Genomic DNA, 16968 nt, shown 5'->3' with positions numbered 1-16968 from the left:
CAGCATGGCCGTCACCGCAACCGCTCCCGCCACCCGTCCGTCGGCGGCCACGTCCCGGACCGGCGCTGCCGCGGTGACGGCCGCCCTGTGCCTGCTCGTCGCGGCCCTCGCGATCGCCGACCTGACCCAGGGCACCGCCAACGCCGGTGCCCCCGAGGTCTGGAGGGCGCTCACCGGCCGGGGGGACGCCGCCGACTCCTCCGTCGTCATCGCCTCCCGGCTCCCGAGGGCCGCCGCCGGACTGCTCGTCGGCGCCGTGCTCGGCATGGCCGGCGCCGCCCTGCAGGCCGTCACCCGCAACGTCATCGCCTCCCCCGACACCCTCGCGGTCAACTCCGGGGCCTACCTGGCCCTCGGCCTGACCGCCGTCACCGGGATCTCGCTGCCGCTGCTCGCCTCCTCCGGCGTCGCCTTCCTCGGCGGGCTCGCCGCGGCGGCCGTCGTCCTCGGCCTGTCCGGCCTCGGCGCCGGCACCGTACGCCTCGTCCTTGCCGGCAGCGCCCTCACCCTGGGCCTCACCGCCGCCACCGAGGGCATGCTCCTGCTCTTCCCGCAGGAGACCACCGGCGTCTACCGCTGGAACCAGGGCAGCATCGCCCAGAACGGCTTCGGCGGCATCCTCCAGGTGCTGCCGATCGCCCTCGTCGGCCTCGTCGGACTGCTCCTCGTCGCCCGCCGGATCGACGCCCTCGCCCTCGGCGACGACACCGCCCGCGGCCTCGGCGTACCGGTCCGCGCCACCCGCGTCACCGTGGTCGTCCTCGCCGCCCTGCTGTCCACCGCCGCCGTCACCCTCGCCGGCCCCATCGGCTTCGTCGGCCTGTGCGCCCCCGCGCTCGTCCGGCCCCTCGCCCGCCGGTTCCGCGCCTACACCAGGACCCGCGGCGCCCTGCCGGTCACCGCGCTCGTCGGCGCCGCCCTGGTGCTCGGCTCGGACGTGCTGCTGCGCAGCCTCGTCCCCGCGGACGTGGCCGTCGCCGTACCCACCGGTGTCGTCACCAGCCTCGTCGGCGCCGTCTTCCTCATCGTCATGGCCACCAAGGCCCGTGACACCGCCGGAACGACGGACACCGAGCGGCTGCGCATCAGGAGCCGCACCGCCTTCCTCACCGCCACCGGCGTCCTGGTGGCCGCGCTCGTCGGCGTCGCCATCGCGGGCGTCCTGCTGGGCGACAGCAAGCTGCTGCTCGGCGACGTCGTCAACTGGGCCCAGGGCAACGCCGGCCGCACCATCACCTTCGTGCTCGACACCCGCGTGCCCCGCGTCCTCGCGGCCCTCCTCGCCGGCGCCGCCCTCGCCCTGGCCGGAACCCTCGTCCAGGCCGTCACCCGCAACCCCCTCGCGGAGCCGGGTGTCCTGGGCGTCTCGGGCGGCGCGGCCCTCGGCGCCGTGCTCCTCGTGACCACCGTCCCCGCGGCCGGCTCGTGGGGCATGGCGGGCGCCGCCTTCGCGGGCGCCGCCGTCAGTGGCGCGATCGTCTTCGGCCTCGCCGCGCGGGGCGGATTCCAGCAGAACCGGCTCGTCCTCGTCGGCTTCGGCGTGGCCACCGGATCGGCGGCCCTGATCAGCATGCTGATCATCCTCACCGACCCGTTCAACGCCACCAAGGCGCTGACCTGGCTGTCGGGCTCCACGTACGGGCGGGGCTTCCCCGACGTGGTGCCGCTCGCCGTGGTGCTCGCCGCGGGCGTGTTCCTCGCCGTCCAGCGGCGCGCCGACCTCGACCTCGTCTCGCTCGACGAGGACACTCCCCGGCTCCTCGGCCTGGACCCGGCCCGCGGCCGCCTGGCCTTCCTGCTGCTCGCCGTCCTGCTCAGCGCCACCGCCGTGGCCGCTGCCGGCACGATCGGCTTCGTCGGCCTCGTCGCCCCGCACGCCGCCCGGGCCCTGGTGGGCCGCCGGCACGTCCGGGTGGTCCCCGTCGCGGTGCTCCTCGGCGCCGTACTCGTCTGCGCCGCGGACCTGGTGGGGCGGACCGTGATCGCCCCGACCCAGATCGGCGCCGGACTGATGACCGCCCTGATCGGTACGCCGTACTTCCTCCACCTCCTGCTCCGCAGCCGCACCCACTAGGGCATCGCAGCGGGAACCGTCCGGTGCGGGCGGCGGGCACGACGCCCGCCGCCCGCACCGTCGTTCACCGGCCGCCCGGCGGGCCGTACGGCTGGAGGAGCTGGTCGACGGGTGCGTGGTCGTCGGTGAGGAGCCGTGCGTCGCCGATCCACGTGGCGAGGTCGGCACCGGCGGCGATCCTCCAGCCGTTCTGCCGGGCGTCGAGCGCCGCCTGGGTCGCGCGCAGGTCGACCGGCCGGTCCGAGGCGAGCACGACCAGATTGCCCCCCTCGGCCGGGGCCGTCGGGTCGAGGCCGATGTCGGAGGGCCTGCCCACGACGGCGACGTGCGCGAAGGTCCGGCCGAGGGTGGCCACTTCGGCACGTGCGAAGGCCAGGTCGCCGTGGTCGATGAGGTTGGCGACGTACAGGCCGTCCTCCTTGAGCACCCGCCGTACGTCCGCCATCGCTTCGGCCGTGGTGAGATGCCACGGCACGCTCACGCCTCCGAAAGCGTCGCCGACGACGAGGTCGCGACTTCCGGTCTCCAGCCGCCGCAGGCCGATCCTGCCGTCCTCCACGCGCACGCCGATGCCGCCGTCCGGGCCCAGACCCAGCCGGTCGCGGTCGATGCGCACGACCCCGCCGTCGATCTCGGACACCAGGCTCCGCGTCCCGGGCCGCGTGGCGGCGAGGTAGCGGGGGAAGGTGAGCCCGCCGCCGCCCAAGTGGTGGGCGGCCAGCGGCGCGCCCGCGGGAAAGGCGGCGTCGACCACCGACGCGATGGCGCGCACGTACGCGAACTGGAGGTGGGTCGGGTCGTCCACGTCGACGTAGGAATGCCGTACGCCGTCCAGCACGAGGGTGCGGCCGCCGGCCCGATCGGGGTCGGCGACGACCCGCGCGCAGTGGTACCTGGTCTCCGTGTCGCAGCCGCCGGGTGCGACGGTGGTGGCGAGGCCGCCGGCGGCCACCGCGAGTACCAGGGCCGGCGTGCCGAACCATCCGCGCGTTCGCCATTCGACCAGCGCCGAGCCGGCCACCAGCAGTGTCCCGAGGCCGATCAGGATGCCGCTGACCGGCAACCGCGCGATGAGGACGAAGCCGGTGAGTACCGTGCCGACGATGGCGCCGACGGTGCCGACACCGGACAGCCGGCCGACGACCGTTCCGGTCTCGGCGAGGTCGGTGAGGCGCAGCTTCGTCACGATGGGCGTCACCGCGGAGAGCAGTGCGCCGGGCACGAGGATGGTCAGGGACGCGATGAGCAGGAGCACCGCCGGTGCCCACTCCGCGGTGGTGCGCAGCACGGCGGGGGTGAGCGCCACGGCCGCTCCCGACACCCCGAGCGAGGGGCCGATGAGCCGGCGCGGATCGACCTGGTCGGCGACGCGCCCACCCAGCCAGGAGCCGGCGGCGATGGCGGTGAGCGCGATGCCGATCACCATGGTGCTGGTCTCGAGGGTGAGGCCGAGGTAGGGAGCCAGGAGCCGCAGGGCGACGATCTCCACCACCAGGACGGCGGCCGACGACCCGAACACGAGCACGGCAGCGGTGCGGGGACCCAGCCGGCGGTCGCGAGGTGTGCCCTCGGCGACGGGCGAGGAGGACGATCCGGTCACGGGCGACATCCTTCCACGCGTTTCGTCGGCAGCAGGGCGAAAACCCCCGATGCGCAGGGACTTACGCCCGCGGGGGTGCCAACCACCTTTCCGCGCGGGCCTGCTTGTCGGAGTCCCCGCAGTGGCGGGCGTGGGCCAGCAGACGGACGCGCAGCGCTTCGGGCAGGCTCGCGACGTCCCGCTTCTGGCGCGGGCGGGTCTTCCAGCCCGCCAGATGCCGTACGGCCCCGGCGTCGTGCCGGTCCTCGGCCCGCGGGTCGGCCAGGGCGGCGATCAGGCCGGCGATCGGCACCCCGGCGAGCAGTTCGCCCGGCACGCCCTCGTGGAGGGGGTGTCCGGAGCAGCGCCCGCTGCCGGAGCCGTACCAGTCGAGCAGGGCCAGGGTCCGCTCCACCGGTTCGGGGAAGGCCAGTTGGAGTCGGTCCGTGAGTTCCGCGAGCAAGTCGGGGGAAGGACTGCCGCCGGTGCGGGAGAGGCCGAGGATCCGGTCAGCCGTCCCCTCCAGCCCCGCGGGCATCGCGGCCAGCCAGTCGCGCTCCGCGTCGGCGCTCTTGCGCGCCCGCAGGCGGTCGGCCTCGAACTCCCGCAGGGGGCCGGGCATGCCGTGCCCGTCCAGCCACGCCAGGAGAAGGCGGCCGTCGGCGAGGACCGCGTCGCCTTCCCAGCGCCCCCACCTCAGGGTCACCCCGTGGTGCAGGACGACGGCCGCAAGCCGTTCACCGGCCCGGTCGAGCACCTCGAAGCGGACGTCTCCGAGGCACATGCAGTGGAACCCGGGCAGCGATTCCACGGCCATGGCCGCCCGGATGCGGGCCGACTCCGCCGGATCGGAGAGGTCCACACGGATCTCCCCGTCCTCCCCGGCCCCGCTCACCGGGCTCACCCGGACCAGGTGAGCCCGCTGCAGTACGCCGTCGAGCGCTGTCGTGCCGTTCATCCTCCGGCCCCTCCCGGTCAGGGCCGCAGGTGCACGGCCCGCCCGATTCCACCGCGGGTCCGACCGCCGCGCAACCCGGTTCCTCCGCGGCCGCACCCGAGTGCCTCACGCCGGACGGTCGCGGGGACGAGCGCGGCTTCGCGCGGGACCGCTCGGCGCTCGGCCGGGGTTGCCCTCCGCGACGTCATCGTGTCCTGATCTCCGCCAGAGCTTGACGTTCCGCCTGCCGTTGCCCTTTCGAGACGCGTTCGCAACACCCTCGTCGGTTCCAACTCCCCTTCTCGAACGTCACATTCGCAGACACCGATCGTTCGAAGGGGGACACCATGACGTTGCGCACGCCCGGCCGCCACCGCCATCGCCGCCGCGACCGAAGCCGCGACCGGCGGCCGGCGGGACCGGCCCTGCTCGCCGTCCTCGCCGCCGGGGCGGTGCTGCTCTCCGGGTGCAGCGCCTCCGACAGCGGCCACGACCGCAGCGGCGGCACCGCCCAGGAGGCCGGCCGGGGCACCCGCGGCGGCAACCCCGCCCCGGTCCCCGGCCAGAGCGCGCCCGGCACCGCAGAGCGCGCCGACGGCACGGCGCAGGGCGAGGACGACGGCCGCCGTACGGCGGCCCCGCCCCCGGACTACCTCTCCACCTTCGCCCTCGACGTGGACACCGCGAGCTGGGGCTACGCCCGCCGGACCCTCGCCGACGGCAAGCTCCCCGACCCGGCGACCGTCCGCCCGGAGGAGTTCGTCAACAGCTTCCGCCAGGACTACCGGCAGCCTGACGGCAACGGCTTCTCCGTGACCGTCGACGGCGCCCGCACCGACGCCGCGGACTGGTCCCTGATGCGCGTCGGACTCGCCACCCGGACCGGCCTCGGCCAGGAGCGGCGCCCGCCCGCCGCCCTCACCTTCGTCGTCGACATCTCCGGTTCCATGGCCGAACCCGGCCGCCTCGACCTGGTCCGCACGTCCCTGGACCTGATGACGGACCGGCTCCGCGACGACGACTCGGTCGCCATCGTCGCCTTCAGCGACAAGGCCGAGACCCGGCTCCCGATGACCCGCCTGGACGACAACCGCGAGCGTGTGCACCAGGTCGTCGACCGACTGCGCCCCACCGACTCCACGAACGTCGAAGCCGGAGTCACCCGCGGATACGACACCGCTGTCGAGGGCCGTCGGGCCGGCGCCACCAACCGCGTCGTCCTGCTGTCCGACGCCCTCGCCAACACCGGTGCCACCTCCGCGGACGCCCTGCTCAAGCGGATCGACGGCGCCCGCCGCGACCACGGCATCACCCTGTTCGGGGTCGGTGTGGGCAGCGACTACAACGACTCGTTCATGGAACGGCTGGTCGACAAGGGCGACGGGCACACCGTCTACGTCTCCGACCAGGAGGAGGCCCGCAGGGTCTTCTGCGACGAACTGCCCGCACAGGTCGAACTGCGGGCCCGCGACGCCAAGGCCCAGGTCTCCTTCGACCCGCGCAACGTCGAACGGTTCCGGCTGATCGGATACGACAACCGGCGCGTCGCCGACGACTCCTTCCGCGACGACTCCGTGGACGGCGGCGAGGTCGGCCCGGGCCACACGGTGACCGCGCTGTACGCGGTGCGGCTGCGGCCGGGCGCGTCCGGACACGTGGCCACCGCCACCGTCCGGTGGCTCGACCCCGACGGCAGGGCCCCGCACGAGGAGTCGGGCCGGGTGGAGGCCTCCGCGCTGACCGGAGGCGGCTGGGATCAGGCCGCGCCCCGCTTCCAGGTCGCGGCGGCGGCGGCGTACCTGGCCTCGTCGCTGCGTGAAAGGGGAGGCGGCTGGGAGGCGGTTCCGGGCGCGGTCGGCCTGGGCAGGTTGTCGGAGATCACCGCCCGGCTGGCCGAGCGGACCGAGGACCCCGAGGTCCGGCAACTGTCCGAGGCGGTGCGCCAGGCCCGCCGGCTCATGGGCTGACCCGCGCGGGCGGCTTCCCCGCGCGGGGGCTGCTGAACCGTCTGCTCGTCCGACGAGAGTGAACCGTCCCGAGGTGGGTTCGGGCCTTCACCCGTGAGGGCCCGAACCCACGATCGAGGATGGTTGAGGATCCGCAGCACTCGGTGCCCATGTCGCCTCCCGGCTGCCCCCGGACACATATGCGCCGAACGCAGAGGTATCCAGATCCTTGAGGGACTCCAGTACCAGTGTGGCGATGGCAAAGCGAGGATCGCAGCGATCGGCGGCCTCGGGAACGGCGACGACCGTCATCCGGGCCGACACGCCGGCGAGGACGCCGTTGAAGGAGTCCTCGATCACGATGCATGCGTCGGGTGACGCGCCGAGGGCGGCGGCCGCGCGGAGATAGGCGCCCGGGTGGGGCTTGCCGTGTTCGTCGTCCTCGGCCGAGAACACGGCATCGAAGAACCGGTCGAGGCCGGTGCTCGCGAGCGCATGCCGAATCACCGACTCCGGCGAAGACGACACGACGGCCATCGCCCTCGACGCACGCGCGCACGCCGCGACGGCGTGTTCGGCGCCGGGTTTCAGCGCCACTCCCTGCAGCCTCCGGCACACGGCGGCCACGATCTGCTGCTCGACGTCGTCGGGGTCGGCGTGGATCGTGGCCCGGTCGAACCAGTGGGCCACCATGTCCCTTTGCCGCAGCCCGCGCGTCGCCGCCTGCATCTCGGCGGTGAGGTGCAGCCCAAGAGGACCGAACACCTCACGCTTTGCCGCGTCCCAGACCGGCTCGGAGTCGATCAAAAGGCCGTCCAGGTCGAACAGGACAGTCGGTTGCATCGGTTGCTCTTTCGTTGGCGATCACGCGAGGACGGGACGGATTCGCTGCCCGCCGTGCGCGAGCAGATGTTGCGGTGGTCGATGTCGGTGACGATACTCAGGACATCGCGAAACCCGCCGATCACGTTCGGTACGACAACGGCTTCTCAGCCCTGGCGAGCGAACCGGTCGAGGGCCTCGACCACGTGGGCGCGGGTCGTCTCACTGCCCAGATGGCCCGCGTCGGTGACGACGGTCAGCTGGGCGTCCGGCCAGGCGCGGGCGAGCTCCCACGCCGTGTCGAGCGGGCCGGCCAGGTCGAGCCGGCCGTGCACCAGCACGCCCGGGATCCCGGCCAGGCGGTGCGCTTCGCGCAGGAGCGCGCCCTCCTCCAGCCAGGCACCGTGGGAGAAGTAGTGCGAGCAGATGCGGACCAGGGCCAGCTGAGCGGCCGGCGGGCGGTCGCCGTAGGGACGGGAGGCGCCGTCGGTCTCCCCGGACAGGACCGCGTCCTCCCAGGCGCACCAGTCGGCCGTGGCCTTCTCCCGCACTGCGGGGTCCGGATGGTCCATCAGGCCTGCGTAGGCCCCGACGATGTCACCGTCGCGCGGTGTGCCGCCGGCTCCTTCGAGGAAACGCTCCCACTGCTCGGGGAAGAACCGGCCCGCACCCCGGTACAGCCAGTCGATCTCGGAGCGCCGAGTGGTGGTGACGGCGGCGATGACGATCTCCGACATCCGCTCCGGGTGGGTCTCGGCGTAGGCCAGGATCAGTGTGGAACCCCACGAACCGCCGTGCAGCAGCCAGCGGTCGATACCCAGGTGCTCGCGCAGCCGCTCCATGTCGCCGATCAGGTGGCGGGTGGTGTTGTGGCGCATCTCGGTCGTGGGTTCGCTCGCGTGGGGCGTACTGCGGCCACAACCGCGCTGGTCGAACAGGACGACCCGGTAGCGGTCCGGGCCGAAGTACCGGCGCGCGCCGGTCCCGCATCCCGATCCCGGTCCGCCGTGGACGACGACGGCCGGCTTGCCGTCCGGGTTCCCGCAGACCTCCCAGTACACGAGGTTGCCGTCGCCGACGTCGAGCATGCCGGTCTCGTACGGCTCGACCGGCGGGTACAGCTCGGCCATCCTTCAGACCTCCTGTGACGTCGCGCGGGCGCCGAGCGGCGCGGTGAACCGCGGCCGCCAGCCGCCCTCCGTCAGCACCACCAACTGCACCGCTGCCGCGCGGGCGCGCAGCGGCAGCAGGCACCCCACGGCGGTGCGCACACGGTCGGCGGTGGCCGGGTCGTCCGCGCCCATGGCCACCGTGACGTGGGCGGCGGGCCGCGCCCCGAAGCGGCCACCGTACGGGCGCAACCCGGGCCACCGGGCGTGGAACGCATCGACGACCGGCTGGAGTTCCGGAACGGGGACGGCGACGAAGCCGGGCGCCGTCACCATGTCCTCCAGGAGCAGGTCGGGGGCCGGGAAGCTCGCGGCCAGGGACCGCACGTCGTCTTCGTCCTGTCTCGTCAGTGCCGGTTCCGGTACGAACGGGTAGAGGAGCGAGACGTGCGCCGGCACCCCGAGCCGCACCAGAGCCGGGTCGATGCCCCGGGCGGCTTCGAGCAGCGGGTCGGCGTCCGGCACAAGGATGACGACGGCAGTGGTCCCCGGCTCAGGCATGACGCCATCATCGCAGGCCACACAGGGGAACGGCCCGGCCCACCCCCCCCCGGCGGCGCGCTCGGCTCCCGGAGCGCGCGCTGAGCCGATGGCTTTGACCAGCGGAAATCGTGTGGACTCCGGCGCGGGACCGGCATATCTTCACCCGGGTCCCCGCCCCGCGGGGGCCGTCCGTACGTCGTCCGTTCCCGTGGGGGGTCCACCCGTCATGTCCTTCAGCGCGCCCGGTTCACCGCCGCCGCCCCCGCTGCCCGCGCAGCCCTCAGCGCCCTCACCGCCCGGCCCGACCCCGTACCAGGTCCCGTACCCGGTCGCCCAGCAGGGCCACCCCTACCCCGGCGGCCCCGCCCACGTGGCTCCGTCGGGGCCCCCGAGTACGCTGCGCTCCCCGAAGGGCCTGGCGACGGCCCTGACCTGGCTGCTCGGCGCCTGTGCCGCCGTGCGCCTGTTCTCCGCCGGCGTCGGCACGTACGAGCAGTCGTGGCTCCAGGGGTTCCCGGGCGACACCCACTTCGACGACCTCGAACTCGGCCTGGCCCCCGGGCTCACCATCCTCGCGGGGCTGCTGCAGGTGCTCACGGTGCTGCCCACGATCGTCGTCTTCATCGTCTGGTTCCACCGGGTGCGCAGCAACGGCGGCATCTTCCGCCCCGACGCCTTCACCCTGGGCCGCGGCTGGGCCATCGGCGCGTGGTTCGTCCCCGTGGCGAACCTGTTCCTGCCCTGCCGGGTCGCCCTGCAGACCTGGCGGGCCAGTACCCAGCGCGGCCCCGACGGCGCCGAACGCAAGGCGTCCGTGACGCTGTTGGCGTCCTGGTGGGTGCTCTGGGTACTGGCGGCGTCCGGGGACCGCGTCTTCGGCCGCCTCTACGAGGCGGCCGAGACCGTGGACGAGCTGCTCACGGTGGGGAAGCTCGGGATAGCCACCGACCTGGTCACCGCGGTCGCCGGCGTCCTCGCCCTCCTCTTCGTCCGGAGGCTGACGGCGATGCAGAACACGATGGCGACCGAGGGACCGTACGCGCGGTCCTGACGGGGAGTCCGCCCAGAGCGTCAGTGCGCGCCGGCGCCGGTGAGGGTGTTGCAGGTGTTGTGGGCACCCTCCATGTTGCTCCAGTGCCACTTCAGCTTGTCGCGCGTCTGCGGGCCGTAGACGCCGTCGGCGTCGAGGCCGAGGCTCGCCTGGACGCGCTTGAGGGCGGCCGTCGTCTTCGCGCCGAACACGCCGTCCAGACCGCCGACGTCCTGGCCGTAGCAGTAGTTCAGGGTGTCCTGGAGGTGGTACACCTGCGTGCCGCTGGCGCCGGCGCGCAGGGTGCAGAAGTTGGTGCCCTGGAGACCGACGGTGGGGACCTTCGTGTGCCAGGCGTTGGTGCTGCCGCTGTAGTAGATCGCGTAGCTGGTGCAGCCGGGGATGGCCGCGTGCGCGGCAGGGCCGAGGCCGATCAGGCCGGCGGTCATCGCGGCGGCGGAGCCGAGCGTGGCGAGCGTGCGCTTGAACTTCATGTGTGGGTCGACCCCCGGGTGCGGATCCGATGCGAGCGGAGTCGATCGGATGCGAACGGATGCTTGTGGCCGGTGCGTTGCCGCCCGACCCCTGGAAACCTAGCCGGGATCGCGCACGCCGGATCCCGCCTCCCAGGGGCGTCCCGGGGCCGGTCCCGGGCAACACCCCGGGCGGGCCCCCGTCCCACGGTGTCCCGAGCCCGTCCCGAACCCTTCCCGCGCATGTCCCGCAGACGTCCCGCGTGCGTCCCGACATGAGCCCCAACCCGCCATGGCCCTCTTTTCGTCCCCTTGACGATATGGAGGCGCTCCTTTATCGTCGCACTGACGAAATGAAGGGGGTTCGCCATGGCCGACATCACCCGGCGCCTCGGCTGGCGCCATCTGCGCTCCGCGCCCACCACGCACATCCGCCACCACCGGCGCGGCCGGCTCGTCCACGACGGTCGGGGCCTCAGCTTCTGGTACCGCTCGCTGTCGGCGGCACTGTCCGAAGTACCGGTCGACGACCGGGAGCTGGCGATGGCGTTCCACGCCCGGACGTCCGACTTCCAGGACGTCGCCGTGCAGGCCACCGTCACCTACCGGATCAGCGACCCGGCCGAGGCGGCGGCCCGCCTCGACTTCTCCGTCGACCCGGACACCGGCAGCTGGCGCGGGGCCCCCTTGGAGCAGATCGCCACGCTCCTCACCGAGACCGCGCAGCAGCACGCGCTGGACGTGCTGGCCAGGACACCGCTGGCCGTCGCCCTGGTGGACGGCGTCGCCTCCGTACGGACGAGCGTCGCCGCCGGTCTCGCCGACGAGCCCAGGCTCCCGGCCACCGGCATCGACGTGGTGGCCGTACGCGTCGTGGCGATCCGCCCCGAGGCCGAGGTGGAGCGCGCCCTGCGCACCCCGGCCCGCGAGCAGATCCAGCAGGAGGCGGACCGGGCCACCTACGAACGCAGGGCCGTCGCCGTCGAGCGTGAACGCGCCATCGCCGAGAACGAGCTGGCCAGCCAGATCGAACTGGCCAGGCGCGAGGAGCAGCTGATCGACCAGCGCGGCACCAACGCCCGCCGCGAGGCGGAGGAGAAGGCGGCCGCCGACGGCATCCGCACCGAGACCGAGGCGGCCCGCAAGGTCCGCCTGGCCCGCGCGGACGCCGAGGCGGAGCGCGAGACGGGCGCCGCCCGCGCCGAGGCCCAGGCTGCCTGGCTGCGGGTGCACGGCGAGGTCGACCCCGGCACGTTGCACGCCCTGGCAGCGACCCGGCTGGCGGAGAACCTGCCGCGGATCGAGAGCATCACCCTCTCGCCCGACGTCCTCACCGGGCTCCTCGGCAGGCTCGGACGCCCGGAAGGCGGATCGGGCGCGTGAGCCTCGCCCCCCGGGCGGTGATCGTGCACCGCCGGACCGAGTACGAGGAACTGCTCGCCCGGCACGGGACGCACGGGCAGGCCGCGTTCTTCCTCTCCAGCCGGGGCCGCTCGATCGACGAGGTGCTCCGCCGCCACGAGCGCACGCGGCACGCGCTGCGCGAAGTGGCGGCGGCGGTGCCGCTCACCTGGCGCAGCTCCCGGGTGGAGCGGGCGGACCTGGACCGCTTCCTGTTCGCCCCGGAGGACGTGGTCGTCGTGGTCGGCCAGGACGGCCTGGTCGCCAACACCGCGAAGTACCTGCACGGGCAGCCCGTGGTGGGCATCGACACCGACCCGGGGCGCAACCCCGGGGTCCTGGTCCGCCACCGTTGCGCCGACACGGCCGCCCTGCTGCGGGCGGCGACCGCCGCCGGGAGCCGGGCGGACGAGCTGACCATGGTCGAGGCCGTCGCCGACGACACCCAGCGCCTCGTCGCCCTGAACGAGATCTACCTGGGCTCGCCCGGTCACCAGACGGCCCGCTACCGCCTGGGTTCCGACGGGGACGGGGACCCGGGGGAGGCCCAGGCGTCCTCCGGGGTGCTCGTGGGCACCGGCACGGGTGCCACGGGCTGGCTGCGTTCCCTGTGGCTGGAGCGCGACAGCCGCGCCGAGCTGCCCGCGCCCTGCGAGCGGCGGCTCCTGTGGTTCGTACGGGAGGCCTGGCCCTCCCCGACGTCCGGAACGACGAAGGTCGCCGGGGAGCTGGAGCGCGGACAGGCGCTGCGGCTGACCGTGGAGTCGGACCGGATCGTGGTGTTCGGCGACGGGATGGAAGGCGACGCCCTGGAACTGACGTGGGGCCAGAGCGTGACGCTGGGCATCGCGGGCACCTCGCTGCGCCTGGTGACGTAGGAGCCCTGCCCGCAGACCGCAGACCGCAGACCGCAGCCGTCGTGGCCGAGGTGGTGCGGACCCGCGGGAGCCCGGCGTCCTCCGTCCGACGCCCTACGCGCGGCCCTCCGACGGGTACCAGGCGGAGGGGGTCGCGGGCATGCCCGAACCACCGTCGCGGGTGGGGCGCAGCGCGAGGAGCTGGTCGACGCCCATGCGGCGTTCGGAGAAGGCCAGCGACGCGCCGGCCAGGTAGAGGCGCCACACCCGGCCCGTGGTCGCACCGACGAGATCCTCGGCCTCGGACCAGTGGTCCTCGAGACGGGTGCGCCATGCGTCGATGGTGGCCGCGTAGTGCTCGCGCAGGGATTCGACGTTGCGGATCTCCAGCCCGGCGGTCTCCAGCAGATCGGCGGTGCGGCCGACGGGCCTCATGTGCATGTCGGGTGCGATGTACGACTCGATGAAGGGGCCTCCGCCCGGTGCGTGGGCGCCGCGCGACATCTGCTGGATCAGGAGCCGGCCCTCGGGACGTAGTGCGTCGTGCAGCTTGGCGGCGAAGGCGGGGTACTCGGCGTCGCCGACGTGTTCGCCCATCTCGACGGCGGCGACCGCGTCGTACCCTCCGCCGTCGATGTGGCGCCAGTGCCTCAGCTGGACCTCCACGAGGTCCGCCACGCCCTCGCGGACGGCTCGCTCGGCGACGAAGTCCCGCTGCCGCCGCGACAGGGTGACCGCGGTGACGCGCACCTTGTGTTCGCGGGCGGCGTGCACGGCCAGGGATCCCCAACCGCACCCGACGTCCAGCAGCCGGTCGCCGGCCCGCAGTCCGAGCTTGCGGCAGATCAGCTCCAGCTTGTCCCGCTGGGCCTCGGCCAGGCCGTACGAGGCGTCGGCGGGCCGGGCCCAGTAGGCGCACGAGTACGCCATCGACGCGTCGAGCAGCAGTGCGTAGAAGTCGTTGGACACGTCGTAGTGGTGGCTGATCGCGGCGCGGTCCCGGGAAGAGCTGTGGAGACGGCCCGTGAGCCGTGCGCGCCCGTCCGGCCGGCGTGGGGGCGGCGAGGCGGCGCCCAGCCCGACGGCGAGGACTGCCGCCGCCGCGAGCCGGGCCGGACGGGGACGGGTGACCCCCTGGTCGCGCACGGCCCGGCCGGCCCGGGAGAGGGCGGCGGCGAGGTCCCCCTCCACATCGAGGTCGCCGCTGATGTAGGCCTCGGCGAGGCCCAGCTCACCGGGCTGCCAGAGCAGGCGGCGCAGGGCGTCGGGGGAACGCAGTACGACCAGGGGGGCGTCGGCGGGCCCGGCCTCGCTCCCGTGCCAGTCGCGCACCCGTACGGGGAGCGGGCCGGTGAAGAAGGGGTCCAGGAGAGCGACGAGACGCTCGGCCGCGGGCTTCATCGGACGTCCCCTTCGCCTTCACCGTCGGTGACCGCCGTCTTCCGGTGTTCTGCCACAACCGCTCCCGCCACTCGACACGCCGCTGGTGCGCGGCCGTTCCACCCGTACTTCGCAGCCGGAGGCCGGGCGGATTGCCGGTGACGGGTGTCGGGTCGCGCGTGAGGGGCAATGGTCAGACGGGCAGGGCGGCGAGCTGCTCGGCCAGGGCCGAGGCCGGGGGGAAGGTGGCGCCCACGGCCGTGACGTGTTTCCAGTGCAGGCGGCCGCCCGCGTCGACGATGAAGACCGAACGCCTCAGCCCGATCAGGGGCGCGGTGATGCCGAGGGACCGTGCCACGGCCCGGTCCGGGTCGGACAGGAGCGGCATCCTCAGCTGCCTGGCCCGGGCGAACCGCTCGTGGCTGTCGATGCCCTGGGCGCTGATGCCCCACACCACCGCCCCGGCGGACTGCAACTGCTCCAGCCCGTCGGAGTAGGAGCACAGCTGCGCGGTGCAGACGGGGGTGTCGTCGCCGGGGTAGAAGGCGAGGACCACGGGGTTCCCGCGCTGCTCGTGGAGGCTGTAGTCGCCGAGGTGAAAGGTTTCCCCGTCGAGCCGTCCGCCGGACAGGCGGAACTCGCCGAGGACGTCCCCGATCTTCGGGGTGCTGGGCATGCGCCCTCCTTCTGTGGTGCGGCTGCAGGCACGGGTTCGGCTGCCGGCGACCTCACGGTAGGTCAGGCCGCGTCAGGAGGCCAGGGGCTCCGCCCGGGCCGGCGGGTCCGAACGGCCGCCCCGCCCGAAGGCCCGGGGCCGGGGACTCATTCGTTCGGGTGAGGGGCCAATCCACCGCACGGGTGCCGACGAATCCCGGGTGTGAGCAGCTTCCGCACCACCCTCGACCGGGCCGGCCTCGGGGCACTGTCCGGCCTGCTGGCCGCTGTCACCGCGTTGGCGGTGGCCGAGCTGACGGCCGCCCTGGTGCGGCCCGCGGCCGGACCGGTGACGGTGGTCGGGGGCGCGGTCATCGACCGGACCCCGGCCCCGGTGAAGGACTTCGCGATCCGCACGTTCGGGGAGAACGACAAGCTCGTCCTCCGGCTCGGCATCCTCGTCCTGCTGGCCCTGTTCGCGATCGCCCTGGGGATCCTTGCCCTGCGCCACCGGCGGGCGGGAGCGGCCGGGGTGCTGGTGTTCGGGATCGTCGGCGGAGCCGCCGCCCTGAGCCGGCCCGACAGTGCCGGAGCCGCGGACGCCCTGCCCTCCCTCGCGGGGGCGGTCGCGGGCGCTGCGGTACTCCACCTCCTGGCGGGCCGGGCCGACCCCACCGGCCCGCCGAGCCGGGCCGACCGCACCGATGGCGGCTGGAGCCGGCGGGGATTCCTCAACGCCGCTGCCGCCACGGCGGCCGCGGCGGCCACCGCCGGAGCGCTGGGCCAGGTCCTGTCCGGGCAGCGCGGACTGGGAGCCGTCGCCTCCCGCAACACCCTCCGCCTGCCCGCCCCCGCCTCTCCCGCTCCCGCACTGCCGACCGGTACCCGGCTGCAGGTCGACGGCATCAGCCCCTTCACCACGCCCGTCCGGGACTTCTACCGCGTCGACACCGCACTCTCCGTTCCCATGGTCGACGCCGGCACGTGGCGGCTGCGCCTCCACGGCAAAGGCGTCACCCGCCCGCGTACCTACACCCTCGACGAACTCCTGGCACGCCCGCTCATCGAACGGGACATCACCCTGACCTGCGTCTCGAACGAGGTGGGCGGTCCCTACCTCGGCACGGCCCGCTGGCTCGGCGTACGGCTGGCGGACCTGCTGGCCGAGTGCGGGGTCGAACCGCCGTCGAAGGGCGGCACGGCCGACCAGCTGGTGGCCCGCTCCGTGGACGGCATGACGCTCGGTTCGCCGGTCGAGGACGTCATGGACGGCCGCGACGCGATGCTCGCGGTCGGCATGAACGGCGAACCGCTCCCGTTCGACCACGGCTTCCCCGTCCGCATGCTCGTCCCGGGCCTGTACGGGTACGTGTCGGCGTGCAAGTGGATCACCGACATCGAGCTCACCACCTTCGACGCCTACGACCCGTACTGGGTGAAGCGGAAGTGGGCCCGCCGCGCGCCGATCAAGACCCAGTCCCGCATCGACACCCCGAAGCCCTTCGCCCGCCCGGCCGCCGGCACGGTCGCGGTCGCCGGCGTCGCCTGGGCCCAGCGACGCGGCATCACCCGCGTCGAGGTCCGCATCGACGACGGACCGTGGCAGGACGCCGACCTCGGCGCCCAGGACACCGTCGACACCTGGCGCCAGTGGTCCTACCGCTGGAACGCAGCACCGGGCGGGCACACGATCACCGTCCGCGCCACCGACGGCACCGGCCAGGTCCAGACCGAGCAGCGTGCCCGGACCATCCCCGACGGGGCGAGCGGCTGGCACAGCGTCTTCGTCACCGTCCCCTAGACCCCGGGCCCGGCCGACCACAGGGCGGGCTCCGGCAGCACCACCTCTGAACCCTCGTGGAACCCATCGACAGAAGCTCAAGGGGAGCAACTGATCATGAATACCCTGAAGATTCGCCGTACCGCGATTGCCGTTGCCGCAGCGGCTGTGCTGCCCTTCACCCTCGCCGCGTGCTCCGACTCGGGTGACACCAAGGCCGCGCCGCCCGCGGCGGGCGACCAGGCCAAGACCGGAGAGAGCACCCCGGCCGACGACGCGATGACCGGTGACCAGCCGTTCGGTGCGGCGTGTGCCGGTGTTCCGAAGGAGGGTGCGGGTTCGTTCGACGGGATGGCGAAGGACCCGGTCGCCACTGCCGCCTC

The 16968-nt window shown here is 73.9% G+C and carries 14 protein-coding genes and 1 pseudogene; 7 read left to right on the top strand and 8 right to left on the bottom strand.

The window, feature by feature from the left end; all coding sequences use genetic code 11:
* Nucleotides 1-4: 4 nt before the first annotated feature.
* Nucleotides 5-2074, top strand: coding sequence for an iron ABC transporter permease (locus AB0O53_RS33050; RefSeq protein WP_365200583.1), 2070 nt, complete (start codon nucleotides 5-7; stop codon nucleotides 2072-2074).
* A gap of 64 nt (nucleotides 2075-2138) precedes the next feature.
* On the opposite strand, the gene AB0O53_RS33045 is transcribed toward AB0O53_RS33050, so the two are convergent.
* Both AB0O53_RS33045 and AB0O53_RS33040 read right to left on the bottom strand, forming a co-directional pair.
* The gene (locus AB0O53_RS33045) at nucleotides 2139-3683 is read right to left on the bottom strand and encodes a fused MFS/spermidine synthase (protein ID WP_435886705.1); all 1545 of its coding nucleotides are present in this window, start codon (nucleotides 3681-3683) and stop codon (nucleotides 2139-2141) included.
* Between the two features lie 52 nt (nucleotides 3684-3735).
* Nucleotides 3736-4611, bottom strand: coding sequence for a hypothetical protein (locus tag AB0O53_RS33040; RefSeq protein ID WP_351001858.1), 876 nt, complete (start codon nucleotides 4609-4611; stop codon nucleotides 3736-3738).
* Nucleotides 4612-4937: 326 nt separating this feature from the next.
* Between AB0O53_RS33040 and AB0O53_RS33035 the strand changes: the two genes are divergently transcribed.
* Nucleotides 4938-6557, top strand: coding sequence for a vWA domain-containing protein (locus AB0O53_RS33035; protein ID WP_365200577.1), 1620 nt, complete (start codon nucleotides 4938-4940; stop codon nucleotides 6555-6557).
* A gap of 87 nt (nucleotides 6558-6644) precedes the next feature.
* Here AB0O53_RS33035 and AB0O53_RS33030 read toward each other — a convergent pair whose 3' ends face one another.
* From AB0O53_RS33030 to AB0O53_RS33020, 3 genes are all read right to left on the bottom strand, one after another.
* The gene (locus tag AB0O53_RS33030) at nucleotides 6645-7379 is read right to left on the bottom strand and encodes an HAD family hydrolase (protein ID WP_365200574.1); all 735 of its coding nucleotides are present in this window, start codon (nucleotides 7377-7379) and stop codon (nucleotides 6645-6647) included.
* 146 nt (nucleotides 7380-7525) lie between these two features.
* The gene (pip, locus tag AB0O53_RS33025; protein WP_365200572.1) at nucleotides 7526-8488 is read right to left on the bottom strand and encodes a prolyl aminopeptidase; all 963 of its coding nucleotides are present in this window, start codon (nucleotides 8486-8488) and stop codon (nucleotides 7526-7528) included.
* 3 nt (nucleotides 8489-8491) lie between these two features.
* The gene (locus tag AB0O53_RS33020) at nucleotides 8492-9028 is read right to left on the bottom strand and encodes a 2'-5' RNA ligase family protein (protein ID WP_365200570.1); all 537 of its coding nucleotides are present in this window, start codon (nucleotides 9026-9028) and stop codon (nucleotides 8492-8494) included.
* Between the two features lie 208 nt (nucleotides 9029-9236).
* Between AB0O53_RS33020 and AB0O53_RS33015 the strand changes: the two genes are divergently transcribed.
* Entirely contained in the window at nucleotides 9237-10061 is an 825-nt protein-coding gene (locus AB0O53_RS33015) for a DUF4328 domain-containing protein (protein WP_365200568.1), read from the top strand.
* A 20-nt stretch (nucleotides 10062-10081) separates the two neighbouring features.
* On the opposite strand, the gene AB0O53_RS33010 is transcribed toward AB0O53_RS33015, so the two are convergent.
* Nucleotides 10082-10534 (bottom strand): peptidoglycan-binding domain-containing protein, encoded by a 453-nt coding sequence (locus AB0O53_RS33010; protein ID WP_351001870.1) that lies wholly within the window; start codon nucleotides 10532-10534, stop codon nucleotides 10082-10084.
* 348 nt (nucleotides 10535-10882) lie between these two features.
* On the opposite strand from AB0O53_RS33010, the gene AB0O53_RS33005 reads away from it, so the two are divergent.
* Nucleotides 10883-11896 carry an SPFH domain-containing protein gene (locus AB0O53_RS33005; RefSeq protein WP_351001872.1) on the top strand — a complete coding sequence of 338 codons (1014 nt, stop codon included), beginning with the start codon at nucleotides 10883-10885 and terminating at the stop codon, nucleotides 11894-11896.
* Nucleotides 11893-12792, top strand: coding sequence for a hypothetical protein (locus tag AB0O53_RS33000; RefSeq protein ID WP_351001874.1), 900 nt, complete (start codon nucleotides 11893-11895; stop codon nucleotides 12790-12792). The genes AB0O53_RS33005 and AB0O53_RS33000 overlap by 4 nt, the downstream gene beginning before the upstream one ends.
* Nucleotides 12793-12885: 93 nt before the next feature.
* Here the strand turns inward: AB0O53_RS33000 and AB0O53_RS32995 are convergent, their stop codons facing one another.
* Entirely contained in the window at nucleotides 12886-14172 is a 1287-nt protein-coding gene (locus AB0O53_RS32995) for a class I SAM-dependent methyltransferase (RefSeq protein WP_365200563.1), read from the bottom strand.
* 172 nt (nucleotides 14173-14344) lie between these two features.
* Entirely contained in the window at nucleotides 14345-14827 is a 483-nt protein-coding gene (locus tag AB0O53_RS32990; protein WP_365200561.1) for a peroxiredoxin, read from the bottom strand.
* Between the two features lie 192 nt (nucleotides 14828-15019).
* Here AB0O53_RS32990 and AB0O53_RS32985 point away from each other — a divergent pair, with 192 nt between their 5' ends.
* Both AB0O53_RS32985 and AB0O53_RS32980 read left to right on the top strand, forming a co-directional pair.
* The gene (locus AB0O53_RS32985; RefSeq protein WP_435886708.1) at nucleotides 15020-16606 is read left to right on the top strand and encodes a molybdopterin-dependent oxidoreductase; all 1587 of its coding nucleotides are present in this window, start codon (nucleotides 15020-15022) and stop codon (nucleotides 16604-16606) included.
* Nucleotides 16607-16702: 96 nt separating this feature from the next.
* Nucleotides 16703-16968: pseudogene (locus AB0O53_RS32980) on the top strand (fasciclin domain-containing protein); the annotation flags it as partial.

It is taken from the genome of Streptomyces erythrochromogenes, assembly GCF_040684695.1.
GTDB lineage: Bacteria > Actinomycetota > Actinomycetes > Streptomycetales > Streptomycetaceae > Streptomyces > Streptomyces erythrochromogenes_C.
Note: the sequence above shows the minus strand (reverse complement) of the source record. Positions and strands in the feature narration are given on the sequence as shown.